Below are 13,572 nucleotides of genomic sequence, written 5' to 3'. Positions count from 1 at the left end.
ACTCAGCCCCGAACGACTTTGCCGGCCTTCAGGCAAGAGGTGCAAACATTGATCCGCTTGCGGTTTCCGGGGGCAACCTGCGCACGCACGGACTGGATGTTGGGATTCCAGCGCCGGTTTGTACGCCGGTGTGAGTGCGAGACCGACTTACCGAAGCCGGGGCCCTTGGCGCATACGTCGCAGACGGCAGCCATCGTCGAACTCCTTCAATGAGAAATTAGGTGGTCATCGGCCCAGAGTTGTCGACACGGATGCCGACGCCCAATGGGCAACCCTGCAAGGATAGCTGTCACCGGGCCCGTGATCCAAATGGTGGTCAAACCCCTGGCCAGAGATGGTCACCGAACGACTCTGTCGGCCTCTCAGATTAGTCTGTGTGTCAGACCACAAGATGGAGGTGCGGCACGTGGTGGATCCGGTCGGGGCGCCTGCAATGGACCCAGGTGTGTTGCGGGATTGGATCCGTGGTGCCGTGACCAGCCTCGATCTGGTGCGTGCCGAGATCAACGATCTGAATGTCTTCCCGATTCCGGACTCCGACACCGGCAGCAACATGCTGCACACGATGCATTCGGCTGCTCTGGCAGTTGACGCGCTCGACGACGATGCCGACACCCCGGCCGTCGCCCGGGCCATGGCCGAGGGCGCTGTGGCGAAGGCCCGGGGTAACTCCGGGATCATCCTGTCGCAGGTTCTGGTCGGATTGGCCGATGCGGCCGAGATCAATGCCATCGGGGGCCGGGTCTCCTTCAACAAACTGTGGGTTGCGGGCCTGAGGCTGGGCTCGTTGGCCGCGACCCGGGCCGTCAGCGAACCTCGTGAGGGCACAGTGCTGACTCTGCTGCGGCGGTCGGCGGAGAACGCTGCCGACCATGCCGAGTCCACCCCCGCCGACCTGGCGCGCGCCATCGCCGACGGTTGTTCCGACGACCTCGAGCTCACACAGTCGCAACTGGATGTCCTGGCCCAGGCCGGGGTGGTGGATGCCGGTGGTCGGGGACTTCTGGTGATCTTCGATGAGCTCGTCAAGGTGCTGACCGGTGTGTCGACCCGCCGCCGTCGGTACCAGGGCGCGTTGGTCGGCGGTGGGGATTGGATCGGGCACCAGGTCGGTGAGTCGTGTGACAGCGACGACGAGATGGACTTCGAGGTGATGTACCTGCTCAACGGTGCCGCCGCCGACCAGATCTCGACACTGCGCACCAAACTCGGCGACATCGGCGATGCCGTGGTGATCGTCGGCGACAGTGCCGACGACGGTGCGGGCGAGCGTTTTTCCATCCACGTCCACACTTGCCAGCCCGGTGCCGCGGTCGAAGCGGGCGTGGCGCTCGGCCGCGTGAGTGACATCAGGATCAGCTGCTTCCTGCTCGATGCGCACCGGGGACAAGAGGACAAGGCCTCGCGTCCACCGCGTCGCAGGCGTGCGGTCGTCGCGGTTGTCACCGGCGACGAGGCCGCGGAGCTGTTCGAGCAAGAAGGAGCCGTGGTTGTCCGGGCCGACACCGGTGGCGAGGGCGAGTTGGATGCCGAGGTGCTGGCGAAGGCGATCATCGACGTCGACAGTGCGCACGTGATCTTGATGGGTAACGGAGCGCTACCGGCCCAGGACCTGGTTGCCGTGGCTGCGGCTGCGCGCTCCCGGGAACGGTCTGTGGTGATCTTGCCCGGCGGTTCGATGGTGCAGAGCCTGGCGGCGATGGCCGTGCATGATCCCGGCGAATTGGCCGACGACGACGCGTACGCGATGGCCGATGCCGCCGCTGCCACCCGATTTGGCGCCGTGGTCACGGCCACCGAACGAACCCTGACATTTGCCGGAACCTGCGAACCCGGCGACCACCTGGGTCTCATCGGCGATGGCGTGCTCGTGATCCATCCCGAGATCATCGGCGCGGCTGCCGGTTTGATCGATCTCCTGCTGAGTACCGGTGGTGAGATGGTCAGTGTGCTCGCCGGGCGTAATCTCGATCCCGAGGTGCTCGAGCAGCTCGAGCATCATGTGAACACCGTGCACCCCGGAGTCGAGTTCGTGAGCTTTCCTGGTGGGCAGGTGGGCGAACTGCTTCAGGTGGGAGTCGAATAGCAGTGGTGGCATTGTCGGAGTCGCTCGATGTCGTGTTGGGAGCGAAGGCTGCCGATCTGCTGGCCGAGCAGATCAACGTGAACACCGTCGGCGAGTTGTTGCGGTATGTGCCGGATCGCTACGTCAAACAGGGAGATCTGTCCGGCGAACGTAAACCCGAGCCGGGGGAACGTCTGACGGTGGTCGCCCGGGTCGAGGACAGCAAAACCATTCCGATCCGGAACTCGCGCCGCAAGATGACCAAACTTGTTGTCTTCGACGGGAATTTCCGTATCTCGGTGACGTTCTTCAACTCGCCGTGGATCGCGTCGAAACTCCCGAAGGGTTCCCGCGTGATGATGGCGGGCGAGGTGAAGTACTTTAACAAAGAGTTGCAGCTCACCCACCCCAACTGGCTGAAGCTGCCGGAAGACGGTACGTCGATCGAAGCAGACGACGCGGTGGGTTCCGCCCTGATGCAGGGCATCGCGAAGGCATTGGCGACCGATGCCGGTAGCGGTGAAAAAGTCGACGGCACAATCGATTTCTCCGAGTTCCTGCGCGACGTCATACCGGTGTACCGGGCCACTGCCAAGCTGCAGGCCTGGACGATCTGGCAGTGCGTGCGCGCGGTACTGGGTTATCTCGATCCGATCGAGGATTCCTTGCCCGACGACGAGCGCAAGGCCCGCGGACTGATCGGTGCCGACGAGGCGCTGCGCAAGATCCACATCCCCGAAGGACAGAACGACATCGACCAGGCATCGGCGCGCCTGAAGTTCGACGAAGCGCTGGCCCTCCAACTGGCGCTGGCGCAGCGCAGATATGTGGATCGCGGAGCGGAAGGGCCCTCCTGCCCCCACGTGGACGGAGGGCTCGAAGACCGGTTTCTCAAACGTCTTCCGTTCACTCTCACCGACGGACAGAACGAGGTCATCGACGAGATCACCGCAGATATGGCACGTCCGGAGTCCGAGGGACAGACCAAGGTCGCGCCGATGAGTCGACTGCTGCAGGGCGAGGTCGGATCGGGTAAGACCCTGGTGGCATTGCTCAGCATGCTCCGGGTGATCGACAACGGGTACCAGTGCGCGCTGCTCGCACCTACCGAAGTTCTTGCCGCGCAGCACTTCCGGACGCTGGAAAACATGCTCGGTGGATTGGCCAAAGAGGGTCAACTCGAAGGGGAGGAGGGCGCCACCCGCATCGCTCTCATCACCGGCTCGATGAAGACCGCGGCCAAACGCACCGCACTCCTCGAGACGGTCACCGGCCAGGTGGGCATCCTCATCGGCACCCACGCCCTGTTGCAAGAGCATGTCGACTTCTTCAACCTGGGGTTTGTTGTCGTCGACGAACAGCACAGATTTGGTGTGGAACAACGGGATACGCTCCGATCGCGGGGCCGCGACCACATCGTTCCGCATCTGTTGGTGATGACCGCGACCCCGATCCCGCGCACCGTCGCGATGACCGTGTTCGGTGATCTGGAGACGTCCACACTGAGGGAACTGCCGCGGGGTCGTCAGCCGATCACCACCAGCGTGGTGCCCAAGGGCAACCCGAAGTGGGTACAGCGGGCGTGGGAACGTGTCGACGAGGAAGTGCAGGCCGGCCGCCAGGTCTATGTGGTGTGTGCGCGGATCGGCGATGACGGGACCGCCGCCGGCCAGAAGTCGGCGCAGAAATCGAGTGAGGCGGGTGGCGAGCCGGCCATCGCAGCGGTCGACATGTTCAACACGTTGTCGACGGGTCCACTGGGCAAGTATCGAATCGAATTGCTGCACGGGCGGCTTCACGCCGATGACAAAGCTCAGGTGATGGCCGACTTCACGGCAGGCAATATCGACATCCTGGTCTCGACCACCGTGATCGAAGTCGGTGTCGACGTCCCCAACGCCACCACCATGGTGATCGTCGATGCCGAACGGTTCGGCGTGAGCCAGCTGCATCAGCTCCGTGGTCGTGTCGGTCGTGGTGGGTTGCCCGGCCTGTGTCTGTTGATGACCGGTGCGGCAGATATGTCGCCGGCCATGGAACGTTTGCGTGCTGTCGCGGCGTCCAACGACGGGTTCGAATTGTCGCTCGTGGATCTGGCTCAGCGAAGGGAGGGTGATCTGCTTGGCTCGCTCCAGTCCGGTCAGACCTCCTCGCTCCGCTTCCTCTCGCTCCTCACCGACGGTGACCTCATCGATGACACGAGGGCCCTGGCCGACGAGGTGGTCAGCTCGGACCTCACCCTGGTCGAGCACAAACCGATGGCAGCGCTTGTCGATTCGATTCTGGGGCCGGTCCGGCTGGCGTTTTTGGACAAGTCCTAGCGGAGGGCAACTCTCGGCCCGGGTGTGGGCGTTACTGGTTGTTTTTGCTGCCTCGGCTGTTGTGGTCGCCGGTGTCGGGATTGCGATCAACCGCCCGCAAGCCATCTCACCCGACGCGCAGCGGCTGCTCGGTGAGCTGACGCTGATTCCGGCACTCGCCGCCCGGCCGGATGCGCCGGACTACGACCGCAGCGCCTTTGGTACCGCCTGGACGGACGACACCGATGCGGGTGGTTCACGCAACGGATGCGACACCCGCAACGACATCCTTGACCGTGATCTTCAGGACAAGACCTTTGCGGTGACGAGTGGTTGCGTTCGCGCAGTCGCCACCGGCGAGTTCCGTAGCCCCTACAGCGGTCGGTGGGTGGTCTTCCGGCGTGGGCAGGGGACCGGCGCCAAGGTTCAGATCGACCACATCGTCCCGCTGTCTTTTGCTTGGGATATGGGTGCCCGGAACTGGAGTTCGCGAGTGCGGCAACGCTTTGCCAATGATCCGGCGAATCTGGTGGCGGTCGATGGCGACGCGAATCAGGACAAGAGTGACAAACAGCCGTCGCGGTGGATGCCGGAGAACGAGTCATTTCACTGTCAATATGCGGCCCAGTTCGTGGTGGTGATGCGGACCTACGGGCTGTATCTCGATGCCCTGTCCGTGCCGGTGTTGAAGTCGGCACTGCGTCGTTGCTGACGTGGTGTCGCGATCGGGCGGCGCCGATTTATTGCATTGCTATAGATGAATTGCAGAATGCAATCGGTAGGAAATTGTCTATCGCCGACAGATTGTTCATTGGAACAAAAGAGAAATTTGCTTTACTCTTCCGGAAACAACCGTTCAGGAGAAGACAATGGCGCAGTCGTACACATTCGTGCTGGTACATGGGGCGTGGCATACCGGAAAACATTGGGCCCCAGTGGTGGAGTTTCTGGAGAAGGCCGGGCATCGGGTGCATACTCCGACAGTCGCCGGTTTCGGCGAGGAGAAATCGACTGCTTCGCACGCAGATGGCGTTGATTCGGTGCTGCAGTACATCAATGATCGTGAACTAACAGATTTTGTTCTCCTCGGACACAGCTTTGGCGGCACGATCATCTCGAAGGTCGCCGAACAGATTCCCGAACGCATTCGACGTCTTGTCTATTGGAACGCTTTCGTCCTCGCGGACGGAAATAGCATCAACGATGAATCTCCGGCGCATTATGGAGAAATGACTCAAGCGTTCGCGGTGGACGGCATGTTTATGCTTCCGTGGGATGTGTGGCGGGAAGCATTCCTGAATGATGCCGATCGTGATGTCGCGTTGCGAGCCTACGAGACCATCTGCGCGACCCCTGTCAGGATGCTGGAGGACAAGCTCGAGCTGAGCAAGTTCTACGAACTCATCGCGGCCGGTCAACTACGCGCCTCTTACTTGAACTGCACCGACGACACCGCCATGCCTCACGGCGAGTTCGCATGGCATCCCAGGTTCTCCAGCCGGTTGGGCCTGTGCCGGATCGTGCAGACGCCGGGGAGCCATGAACTGATGTTCACCGCCCCTGCTCGGCTTGCGGAAAAGATCGTCGAGGCGGGCCGCGACTGACCGGGGCAGCCCGCCGTCGACCGTGCCGAAGTCGTCGTCGAGCGGGCGGTCAGGTCACTCCGCCCGCGATTTTCAGCGTGACGATGCGATCCCAATCGAAGCCCAGCTCGGCGAGAATTTCGTCGGTGTGGGCGGCGAACTCGGGTCCGGGGCCGAGCTCGGGTGCAGTGACATCGAACTGCACCGGGTTGGCGGCCAGTGTCAGTTCGCCCGCCGGCAGCATATATTCATTGGCCACGACCTGCGCGTCGTTGGACACCTGCAACGAATCCTGCACCGGTGCCCACGGGCCCGCCAAGGTGGCGAAACGCTCCGTCCATTCTGCCAGGGTTCGGCCGGCGAGGACTTCACGAAGAATAGTCACTGCCACATCGGTATTGGCGGCGATCAGCGCGGCGTCGGCGAAGCGGGGATCGTCCGCGAGATCGGGACGGTCGATATGGTGGCACACATCGGCCCAGAATTTGGCAGGCTGCAACATGACGAAGGTCAGGTAGCGCCCATCGGCCGTGGCGTACAGTCCGGACAGTGGATTGGTAAGGGCGCCATGCTCACCGGGCACAGGAGCAACCATCGCTTCGCCGACGTGTGCCGACAATGCGAGCCCGTGTCCCATGGCCCAGACGCCGCTACTCAAGAGAGATACGTCGACGACGGACGTAGCACCCGTGCGTTCACGTTTGAGAAGGGCTGCGGCAACGCCGCCCGCGAGGTTTGTGCCCGAGATCGTGTCTCCGAACGCGGGCCCCGGCGGAAAGACCATCCCCTCCATATCTGGAGGTGTGAGCGTGGCGGCGACACCGGCTCTGGCCCAGAAGGCGGTCATGTCGTATCCGCCCTTGTCTGCCTCCACACCTCGCGGGCCCAGTGCGCTGCCCCGTGCGAAGACGATCTTCGGGTTCACGGAGCGCACATCGTCCACGTCGATTCCGAACCTGGCCCGGGCCTGCGGTAGGAAACTGGTGAGGAACACGTCCGAGGTGCGGATGAGCTCGTTCAGCACCTCCTTGCCTTCCGGTCGGCCCATGTCGAGGCCGATGCTGCGCTTACCTCGATTGGCATGTTCGACATTGGGGTTGGGGTCACCCTCGACCTTCATCGGTCCGATCTGACGAAGGCCACGCTGCGGATCTCCGGTGACCGCGTGTTCGACTTTGATGACGTCTGCCCCCCAGTCGGCGAGCACTGCGCCCGCTGAAGGAACGAAGCCGTACATCGCTACCTCGAGAACACGGAAACCTTCGAGTGGCTTCATTTGGTCACCGTCGCAAAGGCTTTGATCTGCAGGAATTCTTCCAGTCCGGCGGTACCCATCTCTCTGCCGATGCCGGACTGTTTGTAGCCGCCGAAAGGAACATCGGGAGAGAAGTAGCTGCCGCCGTTGACGCTGAAGGTCCCGGTCCGGATCCGGCGGCCGATGGCTATCGCCCGGTCGTCGTCGGCGCCCAAGACACCACCCGAGAGTCCGTACTTCGAATTGTTGGCAATCTGCACGGCGTGCTCGTCGTCATCGAACGGGATGACTGCGAGGACAGGGCCGAAGACCTCTTCCTGTGCGAGTTCGCTGTCCGGGTCGACATTCGCGAGCAGTGTCGGCGTGTAGAAGTATCCGGGATTGACCTGCTTGCCACCGGTCACGAGTGTCGCGCCGGCCTCGATTGCCCGCTGGACCAAGGCGTCCACCTTGTCCCGTTGGCGTTCGCTGATGAGCGGGCCCATGTAGGTCGCCGGATCGGACGGATCACCGTAGGGCACATGCTCGAGCAGACCGGCCACCCTGGCAACGATTTCGTCGTGATGGGCCCGCGGCACGAGCAGCCGGGTGGTGAGCGCGCAACCTTGCCCGGCGTTGGAACAGATTGTGAACGCCGCGAATTGTGCGACCGTGGCAAAGTCTGCGTCTTCGAGCACAATCAGCGCCGACTTGCCGCCCAGCTCCAAGAACACCTTCTTCAGACTCGCGCTCGCTGCCGCCATGATCTGAGCGCCAACGGGTGTGGACCCGGTGAAGGTGACGACATCGACATCAGGGTGCGTGGTCATCATCTGACCCACCTCCACCGCAGTCGAGGACAAGACGTTCACCACGCCTGCCGGGATATCGGTGTGCTCGGCGATCAGCTCGCCCAAGGCCAGCGTGATGAGCGGTGTGTCCGGAGCTCCCTTGAGGATCACCGTGCATCCGGCAGCGAGCGCAGGAACCACCTTGGCCAGCGCAAGCTGGTTCGGGTAGTTGTACGCGATGATCGCCGAAACGACGCCGGCGGCTTCTTTCTCGATCCAGCGGTTGTGCTTCTGTCCCTTGATCTCGACTTCGCCGAGCTCTTCGGTCAGCGGGTACGTGCGCAGCAGGTCGGCGTAGTAGCGGACGATCCCGACAGGTGTGTCGAGCTGGCTACCGAGCGTACTGAGGTGGGACGCGCCGACTTCGGCGATCGTCAATTCGCGAAATTCCTCGATGTTGTCGAGCAGTGCTCGGTGCAGCTGGTCGAGGCACGTGATGCGGAACTCGACGTCGGTGGCCCAGTTGGTGGTTTCGAACGCCTTCCGCGCCGCAGCGATGGCTTGTTCAGTCTCGTCGACACCCGCGTCCGGCGCGTGACCGAGGAGCTCGCCGGTAGCGGGATTGATCGACGCAAACGTCTGCGTGGTCGTGACGAGCTCTCCGTTGATGAGCAGGCGCCGATCGAGAGTGCCCGACTGAGGGTTGTCGGGAACTGAGATGTTCTGAGATGTCATACGTTCTCCTGGGTGGATTCGAGCATTCGGTTGATCACTGTCGAAGCTGTGTTGCAGCCGCTTCTGCGACCTCGTCGAGGAGCGGAAGTATGGTGCTCGCACCGGCTGTGGGGATGTCGATGAGTACTCTGTGAACGCCCAGTTCTCCGAGCCGGTCGATGATCTCACCGATGCTCGGCCGGATCTTCTGGAGTACGACCACCTGCAGGTCCGCGAGGTCCCGGCCGGCTCCATTCCACGCCGAATGCAGCTGGGGGAGTTGGGTTCCGAGGGTGTCGACCACATCGTTACCCATCGGGATCCAGCCGTCGCCCCATTCGGCAATGCGCCGAAAGTTGATGGGACTGGCCCGCGATCCCAGCAGTATCGGTGGATGCGGGTCTTGCAGTGGTTTGGGCCACACCCTGCTCGGCGACAACCGAACATGGTCACCCGCGTAAGTGGCTTCGTCCGCTGTCCAGAGCGTCTTCATGAGTTCGATCTTCTCGGTGACAACCGCGTACTTGGCCTCCGCAGCGAAGCCGTGATCCTCGGATTCGTCGTTGTTCCAACCAAACCCGACACCCATCACGAATCGGCCCCCCGACATCACATCCAGCGTGGCGATCGCCTTGGCATAGGAGATCGGATCATGGCCACCGGGAAGCGCGACGCAGGTGCCGATGACGAGATTTGTTGTCGCGGCCACCTGCGCGAGTCCGACCAGCGGATCCCACAAACGAAAGTAACGCTCCGGCATTTCTCCGCCACCGGGGAACGGTGACCGGCGCGCACTGGGAATGTGTGAGTGTTCAGGCAAGAACAGGGAATCGAACCCGCGCTCCTCGGCGGCCAGGGCCAGATCGACAAGAGGCATCGACTGGTCGGTGCCACCGTAGTGCAGTCCGACCGCAGGCCGGAAAGCGTCAGTTCCGTTGCTTCGCCGACCGGACCTGCTGCCGTCGTGTGACGCGCGGGCAGCGCTGTTCATCGCAGTACCTTCCTGTCTGGGCTCCGGCGAAGCGGCTGCGTGTGCCGGATTCGGTTGTGGGCTCGAAACACGCTGTCCTGGTGGAGGATCGACTTCATTAAAGCTGGTTTGTTGCTTCGGCACTTGTGCGTATGGTGTCCATCCGGCTCTCGATGGTGTCGAGGTAATGCGGGTGAGTGATGATGTAGGGCAGATTCTGCGCTATGCCTCGGGCCACATGGTCGCCCGCTGTTGCCGGATCCATGGCGCTGTTCCCAGTTCCCTTGTTGTGACCGACATCCGTGACATGGCCACCCAAGGTTGCCGTGTTCTGATCGAGGTTCGACACCACCAAACCAGGGCACAGCACGGATACCCCGATACCGTGCGGCGCCATTTCGGTACGCAGAGCCTCGGATAAGGCAATGACAGCGCTCTTCGCCGCGCTGTACGCGCCCCGGCCCGGGGCGCCCGAGAGCAACCCCATCACCGACGCTGTGTTGACGATGTGTGCGCGCCCGCGTGCGCGCATGTCCGGGCCGAATGTTGCGACGCCGTTGAACACTCCGGTCAGATCGATGGCGATGAGCATGTCGAAAGTCTCCGGGTCCATGTCGATCACATCGCACCCATTGAAACCGATTCCAGCGTTGTTGACCAGGATGTCGACTGGTCCGAAGGCAGCTTCGGATTTGGACTTGGCCACCGCCCATGCCGCGCGATCGCGTACGTCGAGCGCAACTCCCTGGAACCCGGACCCACGCGATCCGATAGCCGTTTCCAGCGATTTCCGGTTGATGTCGGCAATGGTGATCGAGATGCCGCGATCGGCCAGTGCACCGGCGATTCCGAGGCCGATACCGCTTGCGCCACCGGTTATGAATGCGTGACGCGCAGAGGATAGATCCATGCTTTGAACTCCGTTCGAGATGTCCATCGGTGTCATGAAAACTACTGGGAATCTGATGGATTGGACACGCTGTTCGATCGCCACGAAGGCTTCGTGGTGCTCTCCGGAACTCGGCTACTCCCACGTCGAGTGTCAATGCGCGGGAGTAACCGAGTTGGATGTCGTGGCGAGCGGTCGGTGCCGCGTTGGGCGCTAGTTTGTCATCCAGATCTTTTCGGGCAGTGGTGAACCCAGGGTGTACAGCTGAACTCCGTGCACGTTTTTGGCGTACATCACCGAAGGCGCCGCCTTGATGTACCACGATGCCGGCACCAATGTGGTGAGACGCTCCTGAACGGTTTCGTACGCCGCCTTGCGCTCGTCTGTCCCTTCAGCAAGGCGACCGGCATCGAGGGCGTCGTTGAGTTCCGGGTCATCGAGGCCGGAGAAGTTCCCGGGGGAGTCGCCGTGGAAGGCGGTCCACAACGCGTAATCCGGATCTTGGGTGACCGCGGACGAGACGATCATGTCGAAGTCGCGGGCGCCGGCCCGTGCGGTGACAGCACCGTAGTCGCCGACCTCGACCTCGACGTTGACATTGTCGAACTCGCTCAGTTGGGCCTGCACTGATTCGCCGGCCCCTTTCGTTTCCGTTGTGGGGTACGCGAGGAACGAGAAGGAGACCGGGTTTCCCTCTGCTGCAAGCTCATTGAACAGCTCCTGGGCAACTTTTTTGTTCTGCTCATTGAGTGGGATATCAGCGTAATAGGGGGATCCTTCAGGGAACAGTGTCTGAGGAACCTGGCCGGTACCGAAGTAGACGGTTGAGTTGATCACTTCCGGATCGAGGGCGAGTGCGACTGCCCGGCGAGCCCGTTCATCTTGGAACGGCGCGCGAGCAGAGTTCATGACGAGGAGCTGACCGCCACCGGCGGACACGATCTCGGTGGAGATTCCGGCGGCTTCGGCCTTGTCCAGGGTGGACCAGCTGGCCTCCATGCTGAGATCGGTGCCGCCTGTCGATATCGCGTTGAAACGCTGCTCGGTGTCGGCCACGGTGCGGATGTTGATCTTGTCGAGATAGGGCCTGGGTGCATCCCAGTAGTCGGGATTCTTCTCGAGTTCGATCTGGTTTTGGCGGCTCCAGCTGGTCAGGGTGAATGGGCCTGCACCGACTGGGTTTTCGTCGAAGGCCTTCCGACCCTTCTGCAGAGCCGCCGGCGAGGCGATCCAGTTCATCGCGGTCGTCAAGATGCCCTGCGCGAAATGTGGATTGCGTGCTGCCAATGTCACTTTCAGTGTGGTGGGGTCGACCACCTCGGAGTTGCTGACCTGTGCCGCCTGTCGGACGGCGGTGGAGCCCAGGTTGGGGTCGCGCAGTCGGTCCCAGTTGAACTTGACGGCCGCGGCGTCGAGCGGAGTGCCGTCGGTGAAGGTGAGTCCGGGCTGCAGCGTGAGGTTGAAAGTGTTGCCGCCATCGGTGGTGGCGAAGCCCGTTGCCATGTTGTATTCGACCTCGAGTGTCTCGAGATTGTTGATCATCAGCGTTCCGTAGAGGGCGTTTCCGAGTATCGGCTGATGCGCCCAGGTGTTCGACAAGGCGGCCGGGTCCAGGCTGCGCGGTTCACCCATCTGAATCGTGCGCAGCGTTCCGCCCGCCACCGGATCGCCGACGTCGGCCGCCGATCCGGAGCCAGAATTCTCGGAATCCGTGCCGGCGCAAGAGCTCAGGAGCAGCGTGGCGGCGCATGCCGCCGCAACTGCAGTAACAACGTATCTGGATCGGAACATCATCGACCTCTCGGGAAAGGTTGGGAAACCACAGGAACCGCGGACTAGAAAAGTGTGAGGTGTGACTGGTGAGGCGGAGTCTCCACACAGACGATTCGTTGGGAGGGCCTGGGAACCAACGGTTCTCTTCTGTGAACCGTGCGCTCCGCCGACCATCCGAATCAAGCGCGTGACCCTAGTAGGAGAACACAACTCTCGAAAAAAAAGAACAGCGGAGTCGAAACTTTCCGAGACTTCGGCGTACCAGGTGGCCTTTTCTGCTTCGTCCGATAATTCCGGATCGAAATCGTTGACAGAACTGTTTCGATAAGACGCCGAATCGAGTTGTGTATGGCTAGTATACGCAATTCACCGGCGAGGTTCTTCGGGGATCTGAGGCCGGCGGAACGATGTTGTAAATTCCGTTCTCAAAACCGAAAAGGGGCTATTCAAAACGTGTTCACATCGGGCATGATTGACCTCTGTGAACACTTTGGAACATCTCCACGACCTGGCCGGAAAAGTTGCGATCGTCACGGGTGGATCCCGTGGCATTGGTAGAGCGGTTGCCCAAATTCTTGCCGAAGCGGGAGCAGACGTCGTGATCGCGTCCCGGAAGCTCGACTCATGCGAGCGCGCCGCCGACGAAGTGATGGCATCGACTGGGCGCAAGGTACTTCCGATTGCGTGTCACGTCGGACATTGGGATGACTGTGAGCGTCTGATCGACCGGACACTCGAACACTTCGGCAGACTCGACGTGCTGGTGAACAACGCCGGTATGTCACCGCCCTACAAGAATCTCGATGACATCACCGAGGACTTGTACGACAAGACGCTCGGAGTTAATCTGAAGGGGCCCTTCAGATTGGCCGTCCGCGCCGGAACCCACATGGCCGAGAACGGCGGCGGTTCCATCATCAATATCGGTACTGCCGGATCCCTCGTCGCCAGCGTCAGGGAGTTGCCCTACGCATGTGCCAAGGCCGGTCTCAATGCCCTGACAGTTGGATTGGCCGATGCATTTGCGCCGACAGTGCGGGTCAACGCCATTCTGCCCGGTCCCTTCCGGACGGATATCTCCAAGTCTTGGGCGCCGGCCGAGGGGGAAGATGCGCCGTTCGTGCCACTTCGGCGCATGGGACGACCGGAAGAGATCGGTCCACTAGCACTCCATCTGGCCAGTGCTGCATCAAGTTTCACCACAGGGGCGATCATTCGTGTCGACGGTGGAGTCACCCGAAAAGTCTGATGAA

At 61.9% G+C, this 13,572-nt stretch carries 11 protein-coding genes; 5 read left to right on the top strand and 6 right to left on the bottom strand.

What is annotated here, in order from left to right:
* Window positions 1-2: 2 nt before the first annotated feature.
* Window positions 3-194, bottom strand: coding sequence for a 50S ribosomal protein L28 (gene rpmB / locus AC1TQG_RS00755; protein ID WP_036517975.1), 192 nt, complete (start codon window positions 192-194; stop codon window positions 3-5).
* 239 nt (window positions 195-433) lie between these two features.
* Here rpmB and AC1TQG_RS00750 point away from each other — a divergent pair, with 239 nt between their 5' ends.
* The 4 genes from AC1TQG_RS00750 to AC1TQG_RS00735 all read left to right on the top strand — a co-directional run bounded on the left by AC1TQG_RS00750 (window position 434) and on the right by AC1TQG_RS00735 (window position 5,969).
* Complete coding sequence (locus AC1TQG_RS00750; protein WP_482137215.1) at window positions 434-2,086, top strand: DAK2 domain-containing protein; 1,653 nt, start codon at window positions 434-436, stop codon at window positions 2,084-2,086.
* The gene (gene recG / locus AC1TQG_RS00745; protein ID WP_482137214.1) at window positions 2,083-4,386 is read left to right on the top strand and encodes an ATP-dependent DNA helicase RecG; all 2,304 of its coding nucleotides are present in this window, start codon (window positions 2,083-2,085) and stop codon (window positions 4,384-4,386) included. Before AC1TQG_RS00750 ends, recG begins: the two co-directional genes overlap by 4 nt.
* Before the next feature lie 22 nt (window positions 4,387-4,408).
* Window positions 4,409-5,077: an HNH endonuclease family protein gene (locus AC1TQG_RS00740; protein ID WP_482135049.1), complete on the top strand. Its 669-nt coding sequence runs from the start codon at window positions 4,409-4,411 to the stop codon at window positions 5,075-5,077.
* A 157-nt stretch (window positions 5,078-5,234) separates the two neighbouring features.
* Window positions 5,235-5,969 carry an alpha/beta fold hydrolase gene (locus tag AC1TQG_RS00735; RefSeq protein ID WP_482135048.1) on the top strand — a complete coding sequence of 245 codons (735 nt, stop codon included), beginning with the start codon at window positions 5,235-5,237 and terminating at the stop codon, window positions 5,967-5,969.
* Between the two features lie 49 nt (window positions 5,970-6,018).
* On the opposite strand, the gene AC1TQG_RS00730 is transcribed toward AC1TQG_RS00735, so the two are convergent.
* The 5 genes from AC1TQG_RS00730 to AC1TQG_RS00710 form a co-directional block, all read right to left on the bottom strand.
* Window positions 6,019-7,224 carry a CaiB/BaiF CoA transferase family protein gene (locus AC1TQG_RS00730; RefSeq protein WP_482135047.1) on the bottom strand — a complete coding sequence of 402 codons (1,206 nt, stop codon included), beginning with the start codon at window positions 7,222-7,224 and terminating at the stop codon, window positions 6,019-6,021.
* On the bottom strand, window positions 7,221-8,708 hold the full coding sequence (locus tag AC1TQG_RS00725; RefSeq protein ID WP_482135046.1) for an aldehyde dehydrogenase family protein: 1,488 nt from the start codon (window positions 8,706-8,708) through the stop codon (window positions 7,221-7,223). The genes AC1TQG_RS00730 and AC1TQG_RS00725 overlap by 4 nt, the downstream gene beginning before the upstream one ends.
* 34 nt (window positions 8,709-8,742) lie before the next feature.
* Entirely contained in the window at window positions 8,743-9,678 is a 936-nt protein-coding gene (locus AC1TQG_RS00720) for a TIGR03619 family F420-dependent LLM class oxidoreductase (RefSeq protein WP_482135045.1), read from the bottom strand.
* A gap of 97 nt (window positions 9,679-9,775) precedes the next feature.
* The gene (locus AC1TQG_RS00715; protein WP_482135044.1) at window positions 9,776-10,567 is read right to left on the bottom strand and encodes an SDR family oxidoreductase; all 792 of its coding nucleotides are present in this window, start codon (window positions 10,565-10,567) and stop codon (window positions 9,776-9,778) included.
* Between the two features lie 192 nt (window positions 10,568-10,759).
* On the bottom strand, window positions 10,760-12,337 hold the full coding sequence (locus tag AC1TQG_RS00710; RefSeq protein ID WP_482135043.1) for an ABC transporter substrate-binding protein: 1,578 nt from the start codon (window positions 12,335-12,337) through the stop codon (window positions 10,760-10,762).
* Window positions 12,338-12,809: 472 nt separating this feature from the next.
* On the opposite strand from AC1TQG_RS00710, the gene AC1TQG_RS00705 reads away from it, so the two are divergent.
* A complete protein-coding gene (locus AC1TQG_RS00705; protein WP_482137213.1) occupies window positions 12,810-13,568 on the top strand; it encodes an SDR family NAD(P)-dependent oxidoreductase in 759 nt (252 codons plus the stop codon).
* Window positions 13,569-13,572 lie beyond the last annotated feature (4 nt).

Source organism: Williamsia sp. Y844 (genome assembly GCF_056786475.1).
This window is presented reverse-complemented; position numbering and strand designations above follow the sequence as displayed.